Origin of the sequence: Allomuricauda sp. R78024 (genome assembly GCF_044596045.1) — a bacterium.
Lineage (GTDB): Bacteria > Bacteroidota > Bacteroidia > Flavobacteriales > Flavobacteriaceae > Flagellimonas.
Window position 1 is genome coordinate 2,686,753 of the sequence record NZ_CP138995.1, and the last position, 15,875, is coordinate 2,702,627.

Here is a 15,875-nt window from a genome sequence, read left to right on the forward strand (position 1 = left end):
TTACATTATTCTTCTTGTAGCTATCAACGGAACTAACTTTTTGCCTTGGTCTAGTACCTGTTTTGGACTTAGCTGAATAAAACCATCAACTTTTGAAAGACCTATAAGGTCACCTGAACCTGTGGTTGTCAATGTTTTTGCAAACAGCTCACCATTATTAATACTGACATTGACTCCAATAAAAAGGGTTAAATCTGTTTTGTTTGTTATTGGCTCATTTAAAAATACAGCAAATTCTGGAGTGGTTAATCCCAAAGTTTTGTTAAGCCAAGGTTTAAAATAAACATGGTAGTTGACAAATGTGGAAACAGGATTTCCGGGGAATGAAAATATCGTAGTATTCTGAGACTTGAGTTTTCCAAACCAAAATGGTTTTCCGGGACGCTGCAGTACTTTATGAAATATTTTTTCTACTCCCAAAGCATCAAAGGTTTCGGGTAAAAAATCAAATTTCCCTTTAGAGACGCCACCACTCAAAAGTAAAACATCATAATTTTTTAGTAAGACTTCCAGCTTTTCTTTTAAAATATCAGGTTCGTCAACCATATGATATAGGTCTGCAGAAATACCTTCTTTGGCCAACAATCCTTGCAGGGTAAATGAATTCGATTTCCTAATTTGATATGGAAGAGGTTTTTTATCTATTTCTACCAACTCATTACCAGTAGCTATTACCGCAATTTTTGGAAGTTTTTTAACTAAAACCTCAGACTTTCCAACAGATGCTAAAACGCCTATTTCAGCCGCCGTTATTTGAAGGCCAGGCATAAGCAGTTCTTCACTTTTAGCAACATCACTCCCTTTGTAGTGAATATTTTGACCTTTGGTGACGGGTTTTAATAGCGAAAAAGCTCCATTCTCCAATAAGATATGCTCATACATGACAACGGTATCTGCATTTTCTGGAACCATAGCACCGGTCATTACCTCTATGCATTCAGCATTGTTTTGCAAAGTTTGTTGCGGACTACCTGCTTGAGCAATTCCTGAGATTTTAAAGGTTTGGTTTGGTGATAAAACGCCATTAAAATTGATGGCAATTCCATCTTTAGTAGCTCTATCAAACGGAGGGAAGTCCCTGTCCGCAAAAATGGTCTCAGCAAGAACCCGATCAGTAGATTGCATAAGGGAAACGTGTTCGTTCCCATAATCGAGGGTGTTGTTCAGAACCTTTTGTAATGCAGCTTTAAAAGAAATCATGAAAATATTGTTAGTTGCAATCCATTTTTTAATAATACCCGTATCCCAACAAATAAAACCAGAAACGCAGTAAGCAGTTTGATTCTATTTGAAGACAGCTTTCCAATACTTAGCCTAACGCCCAACTGACCGCCCAATATTACGGCAAACAATAGTCCAATAATTCCTGGCCAAAACACTTCAAATGAATTACTCACAAACAAACCGCCAATGCCAGAGATAGAATTGACAAGGATAAAGAAGCTTGCTAAAGCAGCTATGACAATGGGTTTGTCCCATTTCATATGATTAAGTATAGGTGCTAAGAAAATACCACCGCCAATACCAACAAGACCCGACAGCAACCCTATACAACCACCGAGTATATAAGAAACATAGTTTGGGTACTTTTTAATAGTAGTGTTTGGTTTGAGTTTTAATGTTTGATAGGTAAGCGCAATGGCTGAAATAATTAAGGAAATGCCTAAAAGAATAAAGAAAACATGTTCTTTTAACCGAAAAGATGCTCCAAGAAATGCGAAGGGAATACTTGTAACTATAAAAGGAAGAAACCTTTTAATGTGCAAGTTCCCGCTTTTATAAAACAAAAAACAACTTCCCACAACGACCGTTAAATTGCATAAAAGCGCTGTACTTCTTATGGCGAAGAAGCTGGTCAACACCAACGTCAAAATAGCCAAATAGCTTGATCCACCGCCAAAACCAACTGCAGAATACAAGGTTGCAACAATGAAAAAAGAAAGAAGCAATAAAATAAAATCGCCAGAGGCTAAGGACATACGGTCATCATTTTATTCATACCTCCTAAAATATGATAAAAAGTCAAGTCTGGATGGACCGTTCGGAGTTGTTTTAATGCCAATTCACTTCTTTTTCCTGATTGACAGATGATGTAAACCTCTTTGTTAGAGTCGATGTGTTTTTCAATTGCGTCTAGACTGTTTAGAGGAATGTTAATTGCTTCATCCAAATGATTCTCTTTGAACTCTTCGTTTGTTCTTACATCTATTAACGTGAATACTTTGTTTGATTCTCGAATTGACTGAAAAGTCTTTGCACTTACTGAAGGAACTATATCACAATCTACTGGTTCGTAAAAATCTTGAAGCTGGGTTATTTTCTTGTTCGTTGAATTTGTTTTAAAATTGATTTTGCTAAGCTGTTGGTTTAGTCCATCGTACAAAAGAAGTTTACCAGAAAGCACTTCCCCTATTCCAGTCAAAACCTTTACCGCCTCTAAAGCCTGTAAGGTTCCTATAATTCCTGGAATAACGCCCAGAACCCCATTTTCATTACAATTGGGTATTTCCTCTGCATTTGGCATTTCTGGGTATAAGCAGCGATATGTAGGCCCGCCTTGATGATTAAAAACACTTACATGCCCTTCAAAACTGTGTAAAGCACCATAAATAAAGGGTTTGTTTAGAATAACACATGAGTCGTTAATTAGATACCGCGTCGGAAAATTGTCTGTGGCATCAACAACAAGGTCATATTCTTTAATGACTCCAAGTGCATTTTCTTTGGTCAAAAAAGTATCATACACTTTGAAAACGGTTTGTGAGTTTTGCGCCTTTAACTTTTCATGAACCACATCCAATTTTAACCTGCCCAAGTCTTTTTCAGTATACAAGACCTGTCTTTGCAAGTTGTGCAGTTCAACAACATCTTGATCCATTAAGCCCAAAGTACCAACCCCCATAGCATTAAGATATTGAAGCACTGGCAGACCCAACCCGCCAAGACCTACTACCAAAACTTTGGCTTCAAAAAGCTTTGATTGCCCATCAGGGCCAAAATCCTTCAGACTGGTTTGCCTTATATATCTAGAACTCATTGGTCGTTTCAAGTTTAGATTTTATGAACTCATAGTCAGAGATGGAATTGGCGTTATACAACACTTCATCATGCTTCGGGTTAACCAATTCAACATCTGAATTGATTAAAAACTTTCTTGGACATGTGCTTTCCGAGGTTTGCAGGTATGCAATGGCCTTTCTTAGTCCTTCCGGTTCCCAAATGGTGATTAAAGGTTCTGGTAAATTGGTCTTCTTTGTAGCATATGACGTCGCTAATTTCTTTTGATTTCTACTGTCAGCCAAGTTTTTTAAAGCTTCCAAATCAATCAACGGTAAATCGCACGCCAACACTAACCACGCTACATCTGGATAGGATTTATGAGCACTTAAGATTCCATTAAAGGGTCCTCGATATTCGTTTTGATCTACAATAATGCTGAAGTGATTGTCCATAATTGATTGCTGTTCTTCACGTACACTTAGAAAAACATTGTCACAAGTATGCTCCAAGAGTTTATATAAGTGCTCTTGTTGTGGAACGGAATGATATTTAATCAACCCTTTATCCGAACCCATCCGAGTGCTCTTCCCTCCTGCCAATACCAAACCATATAACTTGGTTTTTTTCATCCTGTAATGTTACTAATGATAAAATCACCCCCCTATAGAGGTCATGGAGCTGTCAAAAATGGTAGTCGCGTGTTCATTTTGCGCTTCAAAACCTGTTTTTGCCCTGCTCCCAACAGCTTCTAAAATAGCATCCTTTATGTTTTCTTCTGGCGAATGCGTGCGGACAATATCTCTAAGGTTTGTTTTGGGTTTTCCATACAGACATGTAATTACATCACCTGTAGCCGTAACTCTCAGTCTATTGCAACTTCCGCAAAAAGTTCTACTGAATGACGGAATAATGCCAAATGTACCCTTATGCCCTTTTATTTTGTAATTAACAGAAGTGGATGTTGCAGGTGACACCAACTTTTCAAAATCTGAATATTGTTTGCTGATGTGATCCAGAATTGCTTTATGATTCCATTTAATAGTGGCAAAATTTTTAGAACCTCCATTAAATGGCATTTCTTCAAGAAACCGAATAGAAACATTGTAATGCTTCATCACTTCTAAAATTGGAAGAATGTCCTGCTCATTTTGACCATCCAAAACAATAAAATTAATACGGACGTTAAACCCTTCGGTAATCAACCTAATTAAATTGTTGTGAACAGTATCAAACTGTTTTCTCCGAGTGATTCTTTCAAAAGTTTCCCTGTTTATTGAATCTAGACTTACATTGATATTTTTAATGCCCAATTCTTTTAGTTCATCAATGTGCGGACCAATTAAAGTAGCGTTCGTGGTGACCGAAATATCATTGAGCCCTTTCATTTTACTCAATTCTCTTAGCAAAACCATCAAATCCTTTCGTACAAATGGTTCTCCGCCAGTTATCCTGATTTTATCTATTCCCTGATCAACTAAAACTTGGCTTATTTGCATGAGCTCCTTTATAGATAGAAGCTTATCATTTTTTACAAAATCGATACCTTCTGAAGGCATACAATAATTACATCGCAAATTGCACCTATCTGTAACTGCGAGCCTTAAATAATTTATTTGTCTATTGTGATTGTCTATCAGCATAATTTATCCTCCATAGCTATCGAAAGATACTGTTTATGCGCTTATTATCCTCCACTTACTGGAGGAATAAGCGCTATTTCGTCATAAGAATTAATGGTTTCATTGTCCTCGGCATATGTGTTATTAACTGCAACAGCCAAAGAGGATAACTTATTGAGTTCTGGATACGTTTCTCCCAGAAACTGCTTTAATTCTTTTACAGTTTTCGGAATTTTTCTACCTGTAACACTTGATGTAGGGACGGATAATGTGGGACTCCCCACAATATCTTTAGTAATCCCAAACAATAATATCGTCATAAAATCAACCTATAATTTCCTTACTCGGTACTTTTAAAAGTTCTGGTGTTTTGGTGAATGGCTGTTTATAGAGTCTATTGCCGGTAGCCGCCTTGAACGCATTTGCTACAGCACCGCCTGCCGGAGGTAAAGTTGGCTCGCCCAATCCAGTAGGAGAAAACTCATTTTTAATAAAGTGTGTTTCTACCAATGGTGCCTCCTTCATTCTAATCATTCGGTACTTATCAAAATTACTGGCAGTTGGTCTTCCATTTTCAAATTGCAATTCGCCATACATGGAATGTCCTACACCGTCAATGACCCCACCTTCAATTTGGTTTAGGGCTCCCATAGGGTTGACCACGATTCCACAGTCCACAACACAGGTTATTTTCTTTACTACTGGCTCTCCATTTTCAACTTCAACATCTGCAACTTCAGCTACATGGGTATTATGACAGTAATAACTAACAAATCCCTGATGTATATTCTTTGGTTTGGTTCCCCATCCAGATTTCTCAACGGCAACTTTAATCACCTCTTTCATGCGGTCCGGTGAATACTGAATTCGCTCATCCTCTTCTGGTTTGACTTTGTCAAGCAGGTCCAATCTCATTTGAATTTTATCCGCTTCCATGAGCTCAGCGAGTTCATCAAAGAAACTCTGCTCAGCATAGGCCAAGAAATTGGTATATGGCGCTCTCCAAGCACCAGTGGTAATGTTACTTTTATAATTAGCAGTATCCACTTGATAATTTTCTATGGCTCCTGCTGGAAAGAAATTAGGAATCAATCCATACATATTGTCATTTATGGCTGCTTCTTTTAAATGGTAAGCTGTTATTTTCCCATCCTTTACTCCTGCTTTGATCCTGTATTTGATGGCCATTCTATAAATACCATCTTCCATATCATCTTCTCGAGAATAAACCACTTTGACGGGCTTTTTGATGACGCTGGAAATTTCTGCAGCTTCAAGTACAAAATCCCCATACAATCTTCTACCAAAACCACCACCCATTCTGGTCATTTCCAAGTAAATGTCACTTTCTTCCCGTCCAAACATTTTGGCTACAAGGCCCGCTTTCCATGCTGGAGTTTGAATTGGACCTGCCAAGTGCACTCTCTCTTCAGTAACATTGGCAAAGAAATTCATAGGTTCCATACAATTATGAGGCAAAAAAGGAGACTCATAAGTACGTTCCAAAATCTCATCGGCTTCAGCAAAAGCCTTTTTTATGTTACCATCTGAACGTTCCATTTTAAAGGTACTTCCATCTAATAAATCTGTAAGTATTTTATCATGCTCTTCAGTACTTTCCATGGAAGTGTCCTCTTCCCATTCCGCCTTTATAGCTTCTTTTGCTTTCATCGCCTGCCATGTAGACTCAGCAACAACCACAACCTTATCACTTGAAGATATTTTACTTGAAAAACTAGGGTCTTCCGCAAGCAGTCCCCTAACTTTTTCACCAATTTTTATAACATTCAACACACCCGGCATTGCTTTTGCCGCTGTATCATCATAGGAAACCAATTTGTGACCAAACGCTGGTGGACGTACCACAGCAGCATAGACCATTCCGTCAACTTTATAGTCCAATCCAAATAAAGGTTTGCCCGTAGCAATCTTATGGATATCCACATTGGGAGCATCCTTGCCAATAATTTTATAATCTTTTGGTTCTTTTAATGCCACATCTTCCGGAACTTCCAACATGGATGCATCTTTTACCACATCTCCAAAGCCCAAGGTTTCACCTGCAGCATTGGTAATAATACCGTCGCTAACTGTGCATTCTGAAGCGTCTACTCCCCAACGAGCTGCCGCGGCATTGATCAACATTTGTTTTGCCGTAGCACCAGTTTGTCTAAGGGCATCCCATCCATGACGAATGGATTGACTGCCTCCTGCTACTTGTCTAGTATAGTTTTCAGTATCTAGGATACCTTGTTCTACATAGACATCTTTCCATGCCACATCAAGCTCTTCAGCAATAATCATTGGCATGGAGGTTTTTACCCCTTGACCTATTTCTGGATTAGGAGAAAAAATGGTCACTGCCCCATTGTCTGCAATTTTGATAAAAGCGTTGAAGTCATTGTAATTTAACTGGGAAAGATCTATTGGTGGTGCGGCCTTTGGCTTGCACGCCTGGAATAAGTTGAAACCAATCAGCATACCGCCTCCTGCGAGCGACGAAGTTCGCATAAAAGCTCTTCTACTGAATGTTAATGCTGTATTTGTTGACATTTTTGTTGTTTTTGATGTAAAAAGTTGGCGTTAAATTAATCCATGTTTTCAGCTGCAATCATTACAGCTTTTCGGATTCTGGAGTAGGATGCACATCTGCAAATGTTTCCATGCATTGCATTTTTAACGTCATCCTCTGAAGGATTGGGATTGCTTTCTAAAAAAGCTGAAGCCGTCATAATTTGTCCAGCCTGGCAATAACCGCATTGTGGAACATCTACTTCTTTCCACGCTTCTTGTATTGGGTGAGTTCCGTCTTCAGATAATCCTTCTATAGTGGTAATAGCTTTACCGTCTAGTTGGGCCAATGTCATGGAACAACTTCTCATAGCTGTACCATCTACATGAATGGTGCATGCACCACATTGTCCAATTCCACATCCATACTTGGTGCCGACCAAATCTAAATGATCTCTTAGCACCCATAAAACTGGAGTGTCCTCAGAAACATCTACTGTTTTGGATTCTCCATTGACTTTAATTTGATACGTTGGCATAGTTTCTTGAATTGATTGAATTTCAATTAGATTTCTTGTTGAAGTTACCAAAATTTGGTTTGATTGGTTTTTTTTTAACAAGACAAGACTTTTTTTAACTTTTCTTTAAATCTATTGTTGGTTTGTAAGGTAATTTTCAAACAAAATGAGCGTTTTGCAAACAGAACCTCAACTATTATAAAATGAAAAATGTATTGCAATACCTCCTTATTTCAATTTTTACCTTCGCTCTTTTCTCATGTGGAAATGCGGATGATGACGTGAATTTTGATATCAATCAAGGCGAATTAGGACAAGGGAAAGACCCGGACAATTGCCTCGGTTTTGAAGATAACGAATTACTGTTGTCCATTCAGGAGCAGTTTACGACATTGCCTGGTAAAGTTTCCATTCTGTTCAAAGTTTCTGATCTTCAAGGAAACCCCATTTCTGGTTTAACAGCAAACCAATTTACCATATATGAGCAAGGTAGAAATGATGATTGTTTTAACACCATTTCATCCTCAGAGTCTCAAGCCAGAATTTCTTCAAACTCCCAAGTTTTTAGCAATAACACTTTATTGATTCTGGATTTGAGCAATAGTGTGTTAGAAAGCAGTCTAGAAGAACTAAAGACAGCTTCAACGAGTTTTGTTACCAATGTGATTCCATCACCTGAAACAGACTCTTTTAAAATGGCGATTTATTGGTTCGATGGAGAAAATGAATTACACCTTCTTAACCCATTAACATCTTCTGCAACAGAACTTACTGCTGCCATTGATGGTATTACAGCTGACATTAGCAATGATCCTTCAACTGACTTGTATGGTGCAGTTATTAAATCAACGAACATTGCAGAAGATCTAATTCAAGAAAACAATCAGGCTTCGGTAATAGGTGCTGCTTCTATTGTTTTATTTACCGATGGTACAGACCAAGCATCCCGTTTTACAGAAGAAGCTGCTCTAAAAGCTGTCAATGATGCAAATCGTAATATTTCCTTTTTCACCATTGGTCTTGGTGCTGAAATTGATACCGATGTGTTAACCGAAATTGGAAAAACAGCTAGCGTTTTTGCTGGAAACAAAGAAGAGTTGGAAACCACATTTACACAGATTTCCCAGCGTGTTTCTGAACAGGCAAATAGTTTTTACCTGTTTGAATATTGTACTCCTAAACGGGATGGCAGTGGAAACAACAACTTGGTGATCCAATTAAGTAACGGAGGTCTTCAAGGAGCTGTACAAACAAAGTTCAGCGCTGATGGGTTTACAGGAGGATGCGAATAATCTTCTCATAAACAACCATTTGAAACACTATAACAAAATCGTTTGTATGTGTCTTTTATAAAGTATTATCTTGGCACAAAACGAAAATACCTTTGTTATGATTTCTACTAAAAAATTTCACTTCATCTTCATTTTCACCTTTGTTGTTCTTTGCTCTTTCAATGTAAACAGTCAAGAAGCAAATCCTTTGGAAGGTAGATGGGATATTGAGATGGAATTTGAAGGAAAGACAGTTCCTTCCTGGTTAGAAATTAGACATTCAGGGCATGCTACCCTGGTTGGTCGCTTTGTTTTTGCTTTTGGAAGCGCAAGGCCTGTTGCAGAAATAAAAACTCAAAATAATACATTCAGTTTTAGTATTCCACGCCAATGGGAACCCGAAGGAGAAGACATGAGGTTTGAAGGGACTTTGGAGGGTAATACTTTAAAGGGAACAATGCAATATACCAATAGAACCACATGGAATTGGAAAGGGGTTAAATCTCCAAAACTGGATCACAACGAAAACCCGGAATGGGATAAGCCCTTAGTTCTTTTTAATGGCAAGGATTTATCTGGTTGGAATACGGATGGTTATAGTCAGTGGGTGGTTAAGGATGGGATATTGACCAGTCCTAAATCTGGAGTAAATCTGATTAGTGATGAAAAATTCATGGATTTTAAATTACATACGGAGTTTCGATACCCAGAAGGCAGTAATAGCGGTATCTATCTTCGTGGGCGTTATGAAGTCCAAATAGCGGATAATATAGGTCTTGAGCCTTCTGACATTTATTTTGGAGGTATCTACGGATTTTTAGAACCCAATGAAAATGCAGCTAAAGCTGCAAATGAATGGCAAACTTATGATATTACCCTTATCGGAAGAAGAGTCACCATTGTAGCTAATGGTAAAACGATAATCAACGACCAAACTATACCAGGAATTACAGGAGGAGCTTTGGACAGCAGAGAATGGCAACCTGGTTCTTTCATGATTCAAGGAGATCATGGCCCGGTTGAATTTAAAAGCTTTGTGGTGACACCAATTAAATTGCCTTCTTACGAATAGATTTCTATTGAATTTTAGTTGATACGTTTAAGCTGGATATTACGCCACCTTACCTTGATTCCTCCCCCATCATGAATTTGCAGTGCAATGGCACCTTCTCCCTTGCCTATTTTTTCATCAGTAAGTTTAACCATTTCTACACCGTTTAACCACGTTGTAATATTTGGTCCAACCGCTAGAATTTTCATGGTATTCCACTCCCCCATTTTTAATGCCTTATCTTTTTCAAGTTCTGGTTTTATTAACCAACCACGACCATAAGACTCATAGATGCCCCCAGAACTATGTTCTGGGGGGGCAACTTCTACTTGCCATCCTGTTACCTTGGTTCCTTCAAAAGTTGATCTAATAAAAACACCACTATTGCCATTGTTTTCTTGTTTAAACTCAACAGTGAGTTCAAAGTTTTTATAAAAATCTTTGGTGCTTAAATACCCGTAATCGGCATCAGGGCCACTCTCGCAAACGAGTTCCCCATTTTCAACATACCATTTTTCAGTACCATGATTGACCCAACCTTCCAGGTCCTCCCCATTAAACAAATTGATTGTGGTTTCTTGTGCATTGCCTGCCTGAAATAGCAATACGATTAAAAGTGTAAAAAGACTGTTTTTCATGTTCAAAAAATGCTTGATTAGATATTCAAGGTACTGATTCTTTGAACTTATTAGTAGGGTTTTTAGACCAATAGTTGTTTTAAACATATAGACAACAACTAATTACATCCCAATAAACTATTCAAAAGTTTAACTCAAAAAAAATGCTATGGATGTAGTAAAAGAAATTATTAAAAACAGTGCTATAGGTCCTCTTTCCAATTGGTATAAAGGCTTGGTACTTTCCTTGTTCTCCTCAATTGTAGGTGTATTATTGATTATGCTGGTACTATTATTGAAATATGGTCCAGAGATTAATATTCAATATGGGTACTAACGGTAAATCAAACCATTCCCAAAGTTTTGTGTTTCTATGGGTTTTGATAAATCTATCAAGAAACCATTAATAACAGCATGGGTCAATTCTCCTCCTTTTTCTAAAAAGAAAGTCGGGTTTACACCGGGTTGAAGTTTGAAATCCTGTATTTTATAAGATTCCGATACAAAATGGCCGGGCAATTCTGTATAAGGAATGGGTGATAAAAAGTCAGATTTAAAATACCCATACCCAGATTTGAAAGGGCTATTTTCAGCATTCCATGTATTTCTGGTATTGGTATTTATCGCTCTGGGATAAAGTTTTGCGGGCACTATTTTGTATCCTGTTGCATCAAATGTTTCATAGCCATAAAACGTGGATAGATCGCCCTGATCAACAACAATACTTTTATAATAAAAAGATTCATGCTTTTCATCGTCTACTTCTTGGCGGTGTATGCCCAAGTCCAATATGTATTCCTTTCCTAAAAGCTCGTAAGTCACATGTTCCAGTTTTAAATCGAAGAGTTTACGATCATTATGGGGTATTTTTTCGTAATCCTCAATTGGAATATCTTGATAGCTATTTTTTGCTATGGTATATAGCGCAGAAAGGATGGAAACATAGTTTAGCTTTCGTATTTCCTGCTTTTCTGTATCATTGGCATATCCACCAGATTCAATTAAAATAAGGCTTGTCCCCCATTTAGCAATATTATCTCCAAAAGCCCGAGGTTCAAAATCATCATTGTATCTCCCTACCTGTCCTGGAGCATATTTCTGAATGATATTGTTCATATAGACAATGACCTTCATTGCATTTGAGCGCACATCATTAATATCCTTTTCATAATTAAAAGCGGTCGCCAAATAGGAAATGGTAGCAGGTTTATTGGTTAATTCAGCATTGTAATAGGTGCTTTGATCATGAAGATTAAAACCAAACTTTGCATCTAAACTATCACGAAGTCTTTTTAATGTTCTCCCTTCCGGTGACTGCAATCTTAAAGCATCTCTGTTGATATCAATTCCTAAAGCATTTCTTCTTTGATATACCTCTGCCCCATCCGGATTGAGCATCGGCAAAAAATGAAGTTTGAGTTTTGAAAGAATTTCATCTTTTTCCTCCTTAAAAACTGGTGCATCTAAAAAGTTGAGAATATCAAAAATGGCCTGAGTGGCGGTTGGTTCATCTCCATGCATTTGGGACCACAAAAAAATGTTGGTTTCCCCAGACCCAATGCTAATCAAGCTTAAATCTCGGCCTTCTATGGATTTCCCAACTTTTTGTACTTCAAATTTAGGATTTGCCTCAAACCTTTCAATTAATGGCTGTATCTGTTGATGTTTTATTCTCCTTTTATCCAAAGAGGGTTCTTTAAACTCCTCATAGGTCTCATATAATCTAGATGTTATGGTTTCTTGGGAATACGTTGTTAAACTAAAACACCCTATAAGGAATAATACTATTTTTTTCTGCATGCTCTTATTTTGATGGAACAGGTTTAAAATTAAATCTTTTTGTCGCTTTTCGCACTTTTTTCATGAAATCCATTCCTGGATCAGTCTTTTCGGTTCGGTATCCATCATCTACTTCCAGCCATAATGGATGTCCTTCAAACTGGGTATATTCTTGATGCCCAATTACATACTCAATATTATATTTCGTTGCCAAATGTTCTACCAAGAAAATATTGGCTTTTAATTGTTTTCTGGTCAGCGGTGTTTCCTTGGTTCCTCCAACGTTTTCAACGCCTATTGCACAATGATTTAACCCAATTACATGTCTGGCCATTGTGGTTTCTGGCATTAACCGATAAATGGTGCCGTCTTGGTCCACTAGAAAATGGGAAGAAACATTCAAACCACTCACACTTTCAATATCTGGCCTCCAATTTGGCAAGGTTGATTTTTCAAAAGCTTCAAAAGATTTTTTAAGGGTTGGAATGGCCGTCCAATGTAATACGACTATTTTGGGAACAATCTCCGCAGTTTCTTGTTCTAAGTTATATCGTTGTGATAGATATTCCTTTGTTAGTACAATACGTTCTTCATCAAACACAATGGGTCTGTCTACAATCGTCTTTTGAACATTACATGACCATATTACACTTATTATAAATACAATTAATCCAATTCTTCTCACGTATGTCTATTTAGATGATGTAATAGTATCAATAGGAATGGCATAGCAAATACTTAGTTTTCGTTTTCCCCATTCCCTTGCTTTTTTAATATCCTTCCCCATATAAATATCGATTCTGTTTTTCCACCTTCTATTCATTTTATCCTTCACATAAAAGGTGTCCGGAAAAGTATCGATCATTACCATAGTGTTGTGCCTTAACCCTTGATATAACAAATCTCTAGATACCGCAATACAGTTCATTCCAGGTCTTAGGGTATCTCCCCATGCTGCAATATCTGGATTGGTACTCGTGGTTTGCCATGCCACCGAATTGTAAGCAGAAGCAGTAACTTCAATAGTCTTCCAATCCCAATTACTTTTCTTAATGGGTTCAGATTTCTCTTTACAAGCAGTTAGCATCAACAAACAAAGGATTAACTTCTTCAATAAATTTTATTAGGGTTGGCATTTAAAGATATAAAATCTACCTGCATTATTTTGGAAGCGGCACATAAGAACCGTCATGGTCCATCATGGGGAAAGTTTTGTTCTCCCAGTTCTTTTTTGCCAAATCAATTTTCTCCTTACTTGACGAAACAAAATTCCAATAGATATGGCGTTCTTCTTCAAACGGCTCACCACCAAATAAAAGCAAATGAGAGTTGGGCTTCAGTGTAATTTTGCAAGTATCCTCAACTTTTGATACCAGTATATTTCCTTTTCCTATATCCTCTTCGCAAGCCAGTATCCCTCCTTCCACAATACAAATCCCTATTTCCCCTTTAAGATTTCCATGAACATTAAGTTCATAGGTTGATGAATTTTTTACTTCAACCATAAAAAGTGACGAATACGTTGGGACTGGAGACTTTTTTCCATAACCTCCGCCAGCTACCAAAGTGAACTCCGCATCACCATCATTCCATTTTGGCAAATCTGCTCCATCAATATGGTGAAATTCTGGTTCCATATCTTCCAACTCCTTTGGGAGTGCAATCCAGATTTGATAGCCATGGGCAGAAAACACTTTGCCGTTACGCATATCCTTTGGGGTTCTTTCTGAATGGGAAACTCCCTTACCGGCAGTCATCCAATTCACAGAACCTGGACTTATGCGCTGTTGGGTTCCAATGCTATCTTGATGCATTATTTCTCCTTCCAGCATGAAGGTCAAAGTTGATAACCCAATATGCGGATGTTGATCTACATCCATGTATTTTGATGGCCCAAGCGTTGTCGGCCCCATATGATCTATAAAAATAAAAGGGCCTATCATCCTTTTCTTTCTGAAAGGAATCAGTCTACCCACTAGAAAATCACCAATATCTCGGCTTCTTTCTTCTATAATCATTCCTAGATTGGACATGAAGTAAATGTTTATATTTAGTCCCTGAAAGTTACAACAAATCTTATGCTATGAAACTACTTAAACGTGTACTAATCCTCTTGCTTATTACTATTGGTGTTCTAGTATACTTAAACTACACCAAACTGAACATCATCTCTGGGTATGCCGCTAAAAATATGGCTTCTAGCGTTTTTGTCGCTGAAAGGTCTGCTGAATCCATTACCCAATACGACAACAATGTCCCGCTCATCAAATTGGCCGAAACTGAAGTTGATAATGCAAATAAATTGGCATCTTCGTCTGTTTATGGGTTCATGCAACGTCAATCCGTCTATAGAGAAGGGTTGGGAACTGTACTCATAAACGATGATTACGATTCAAGTGAGTTTACGTTAAAACCAAATCGAAATAGAGCTTCTGATACCATTCCTTACCCATACGGTCAACTTAATCCAAAAGACACGGTCTTTCCAAAAATTGATATGGCCCAGTTGAACAAAGCAGTGGCAACCGCCTTTTCTAATGCTGATGTACAAAAAACCAGAACGCTTCTAGTTTTATATAAAGGACATCTAGTAACTGAAAAATATATAGATGGATTTACCAAAGACACGCCTGTTTTAGGATGGTCCATGGCCAAAAGTGTGTTGGCAACCTGTTATGGAATCTTAGAACATCAAGGAAAATTGGGAATGGATTGGCCTGCCCCCATTGCGGAGTGGAAACAGGATGAACGAAAGGATATCACCTTAAATCATTTATTACGCATGCAGAGCGGCCTAGAATGGGAAGAAGATTACACCAAAATCTCCGATGTTACAAAAATGCTGTTTTTGGATAGTGATATGACCAAAGCCCAAAAAGAAAAAAAGGCAATCGCCAAGCCGACAGAAATTTGGAACTATTCTTCTGGTACCACAAATCTGCTTTCTGGAATCTTGAGACAGCAATTCAGGTCGCATCAAGAATATTTGGATTTTCCTTATTCAGCCTTAATTGACAAAATAGGAATGTATTCCATGGTTATGGAAGCGGATATAGCTGGAAACTATGTTGGATCTTCTTACGCCTGGGCAAGCACAAGGGACTGGGCACGTTTTGGACAATTATATTTGGATAAGGGTTTATGGAATGGAGAACAACTTTTTAATACCGCTTGGGTAGATTACATTACAGAACCGACACCTCATTCTGATGGTACATACGGCGCACATTTCTGGCTGAATGTAAATGGCAGGTATCCAGATGCTCCAAAAGATTTGTTTTCATGCAATGGTCATGAAGGGCAATATGTGTTTGTAATTCCGTCCAAAGATTTGGTCATTGTACGCACAGGATTGGCGCAAGATCCTCTTTTTGATGTAAATACATTCTTGTCAGAGGTCGTTAAATCTGTACAGTAAATCGATATTTTATATTAAAATTTAGCGTAAACCACAATAAAACGGCCCTTCACAACAATAATTTCATTTGCGGGAACACTGGTGCTACATT

Annotated in this window: 17 protein-coding genes; 4 read left to right on the plus strand and 13 right to left on the minus strand. The window is 37.8% G+C overall.

The features are described 5' to 3' along the window. The 8 genes from SJY44_RS12070 to SJY44_RS12105 are packed head-to-tail and all read right to left on the minus strand — an operon-like array spanning position 1 to position 7,669. Positions 1–1,200, minus strand: a complete 1,200-nt coding sequence (locus SJY44_RS12070) for a molybdopterin molybdotransferase MoeA (protein WP_396589911.1) — start codon at positions 1,198–1,200, stop codon at positions 1–3. Then, complete coding sequence (locus SJY44_RS12075) at positions 1,197–1,979, minus strand: sulfite exporter TauE/SafE family protein (RefSeq protein ID WP_396589912.1); 783 nt, start codon at positions 1,977–1,979, stop codon at positions 1,197–1,199. The genes SJY44_RS12070 and SJY44_RS12075 overlap by 4 nt, the downstream gene beginning before the upstream one ends. Then, a complete protein-coding gene (locus SJY44_RS12080; protein ID WP_396589913.1) occupies positions 1,970–3,037 on the minus strand; it encodes a ThiF family adenylyltransferase in 1,068 nt (355 codons plus the stop codon). Before SJY44_RS12080 ends, SJY44_RS12075 begins: the two co-directional genes overlap by 10 nt. Then, positions 3,027–3,629 (minus strand): NTP transferase domain-containing protein, encoded by a 603-nt coding sequence (locus tag SJY44_RS12085; RefSeq protein ID WP_299167547.1) that lies wholly within the window; start codon positions 3,627–3,629, stop codon positions 3,027–3,029. Before SJY44_RS12085 ends, SJY44_RS12080 begins: the two co-directional genes overlap by 11 nt. Before the next feature lie 24 nt (positions 3,630–3,653). Continuing rightward, positions 3,654–4,640, minus strand: a complete 987-nt coding sequence (gene moaA / locus SJY44_RS12090) for a GTP 3',8-cyclase MoaA (RefSeq protein ID WP_298926641.1) — start codon at positions 4,638–4,640, stop codon at positions 3,654–3,656. Positions 4,641–4,684: 44 nt separating this feature from the next. Next, a complete protein-coding gene (locus SJY44_RS12095; protein ID WP_298926643.1) occupies positions 4,685–4,939 on the minus strand; it encodes a MoaD/ThiS family protein in 255 nt (84 codons plus the stop codon). 4 nt (positions 4,940–4,943) lie between these two features. Continuing rightward, the gene (locus SJY44_RS12100) at positions 4,944–7,172 is read right to left on the minus strand and encodes a molybdopterin cofactor-binding domain-containing protein (protein WP_396589914.1); all 2,229 of its coding nucleotides are present in this window, start codon (positions 7,170–7,172) and stop codon (positions 4,944–4,946) included. A 35-nt stretch (positions 7,173–7,207) separates the two neighbouring features. Next, positions 7,208–7,669: a (2Fe-2S)-binding protein gene (locus tag SJY44_RS12105; RefSeq protein WP_298926648.1), complete on the minus strand. Its 462-nt coding sequence runs from the start codon at positions 7,667–7,669 to the stop codon at positions 7,208–7,210. A 182-nt stretch (positions 7,670–7,851) separates the two neighbouring features. Here SJY44_RS12105 and SJY44_RS12110 point away from each other — a divergent pair, with 182 nt between their 5' ends. Next, positions 7,852–8,940 (plus strand): VWA domain-containing protein, encoded by a 1,089-nt coding sequence (locus SJY44_RS12110; protein ID WP_396589915.1) that lies wholly within the window; start codon positions 7,852–7,854, stop codon positions 8,938–8,940. A 97-nt stretch (positions 8,941–9,037) separates the two neighbouring features. Beyond that, positions 9,038–9,991, plus strand: a complete 954-nt coding sequence (locus SJY44_RS12115) for a DUF1080 domain-containing protein (RefSeq protein WP_396589916.1) — start codon at positions 9,038–9,040, stop codon at positions 9,989–9,991. 14 nt (positions 9,992–10,005) lie between these two features. Here SJY44_RS12115 and SJY44_RS12120 read toward each other — a convergent pair whose 3' ends face one another. After that, positions 10,006–10,608, minus strand: coding sequence for a DUF1080 domain-containing protein (locus tag SJY44_RS12120; RefSeq protein ID WP_396589917.1), 603 nt, complete (start codon positions 10,606–10,608; stop codon positions 10,006–10,008). Positions 10,609–10,756: 148 nt separating this feature from the next. Between SJY44_RS12120 and SJY44_RS12125 the strand changes: the two genes are divergently transcribed. After that, the gene (locus SJY44_RS12125) at positions 10,757–10,924 is read left to right on the plus strand and encodes a hypothetical protein (protein WP_298926661.1); all 168 of its coding nucleotides are present in this window, start codon (positions 10,757–10,759) and stop codon (positions 10,922–10,924) included. Here SJY44_RS12125 and SJY44_RS12130 read toward each other — a convergent pair. From SJY44_RS12130 to SJY44_RS12145, 4 genes are read right to left on the minus strand one after another with little or no spacing between them, the layout of a single operon-like run. Continuing rightward, positions 10,921–12,387, minus strand: a complete 1,467-nt coding sequence (locus tag SJY44_RS12130) for a M14 family zinc carboxypeptidase (RefSeq protein ID WP_396589918.1) — start codon at positions 12,385–12,387, stop codon at positions 10,921–10,923. The genes SJY44_RS12125 and SJY44_RS12130 overlap by 4 nt on opposite strands. Positions 12,388–12,391: 4 nt before the next feature. Further along, positions 12,392–13,051, minus strand: a complete 660-nt coding sequence (locus tag SJY44_RS12135) for a peptidoglycan recognition family protein (RefSeq protein ID WP_396589919.1) — start codon at positions 13,049–13,051, stop codon at positions 12,392–12,394. Positions 13,052–13,057: 6 nt separating this feature from the next. Further along, positions 13,058–13,480 (minus strand): hypothetical protein, encoded by a 423-nt coding sequence (locus SJY44_RS12140; protein ID WP_298926669.1) that lies wholly within the window; start codon positions 13,478–13,480, stop codon positions 13,058–13,060. 46 nt (positions 13,481–13,526) lie between these two features. Then, positions 13,527–14,399 (minus strand): pirin family protein, encoded by an 873-nt coding sequence (locus tag SJY44_RS12145; RefSeq protein ID WP_396589920.1) that lies wholly within the window; start codon positions 14,397–14,399, stop codon positions 13,527–13,529. A 50-nt stretch (positions 14,400–14,449) separates the two neighbouring features. Between SJY44_RS12145 and SJY44_RS12150 the strand changes: the two genes are divergently transcribed. Next, complete coding sequence (locus SJY44_RS12150) at positions 14,450–15,784, plus strand: serine hydrolase domain-containing protein (RefSeq protein WP_396589921.1); 1,335 nt, start codon at positions 14,450–14,452, stop codon at positions 15,782–15,784. Positions 15,785–15,875 lie beyond the last annotated feature (91 nt).

Bases quoted from the DNA above. Each gene is read 5' to 3' on its own strand.
- SJY44_RS12070 (WP_396589911.1), bottom strand. From the start codon at position 1,200: ATGATTTCTTTTAAAGCTGCATTACAAAAGGTTCTGAACAACACCCTC.
- SJY44_RS12075 (WP_396589912.1), bottom strand. From the start codon at position 1,979: ATGTCCTTAGCCTCTGGCGATTTTATTTTATTGCTTCTTTCTTTTTTC.
- SJY44_RS12080 (WP_396589913.1), bottom strand. From the start codon at position 3,037: ATGAGTTCTAGATATATAAGGCAAACCAGTCTGAAGGATTTTGGCCCT.
- SJY44_RS12085 (WP_299167547.1), bottom strand. From the start codon at position 3,629: ATGAAAAAAACCAAGTTATATGGTTTGGTATTGGCAGGAGGGAAGAGC.
- moaA (WP_298926641.1), bottom strand. From the start codon at position 4,640: ATGCTGATAGACAATCACAATAGACAAATAAATTATTTAAGGCTCGCA.
- SJY44_RS12095 (WP_298926643.1), bottom strand. From the start codon at position 4,939: ATGACGATATTATTGTTTGGGATTACTAAAGATATTGTGGGGAGTCCC.
- SJY44_RS12100 (WP_396589914.1), bottom strand. From the start codon at position 7,172: ATGTCAACAAATACAGCATTAACATTCAGTAGAAGAGCTTTTATGCGA.
- SJY44_RS12105 (WP_298926648.1), bottom strand. From the start codon at position 7,669: ATGCCAACGTATCAAATTAAAGTCAATGGAGAATCCAAAACAGTAGAT.
- SJY44_RS12110 (WP_396589915.1), top strand. From the start codon at position 7,852: ATGAAAAATGTATTGCAATACCTCCTTATTTCAATTTTTACCTTCGCT.
- SJY44_RS12115 (WP_396589916.1), top strand. From the start codon at position 9,038: ATGATTTCTACTAAAAAATTTCACTTCATCTTCATTTTCACCTTTGTT.
- SJY44_RS12120 (WP_396589917.1), bottom strand. From the start codon at position 10,608: ATGAAAAACAGTCTTTTTACACTTTTAATCGTATTGCTATTTCAGGCA.
- SJY44_RS12125 (WP_298926661.1), top strand. From the start codon at position 10,757: ATGGATGTAGTAAAAGAAATTATTAAAAACAGTGCTATAGGTCCTCTT.
- SJY44_RS12130 (WP_396589918.1), bottom strand. From the start codon at position 12,387: ATGCAGAAAAAAATAGTATTATTCCTTATAGGGTGTTTTAGTTTAACA.
- SJY44_RS12145 (WP_396589920.1), bottom strand. From the start codon at position 14,399: ATGTCCAATCTAGGAATGATTATAGAAGAAAGAAGCCGAGATATTGGT.
- SJY44_RS12150 (WP_396589921.1), top strand. From the start codon at position 14,450: ATGAAACTACTTAAACGTGTACTAATCCTCTTGCTTATTACTATTGGT.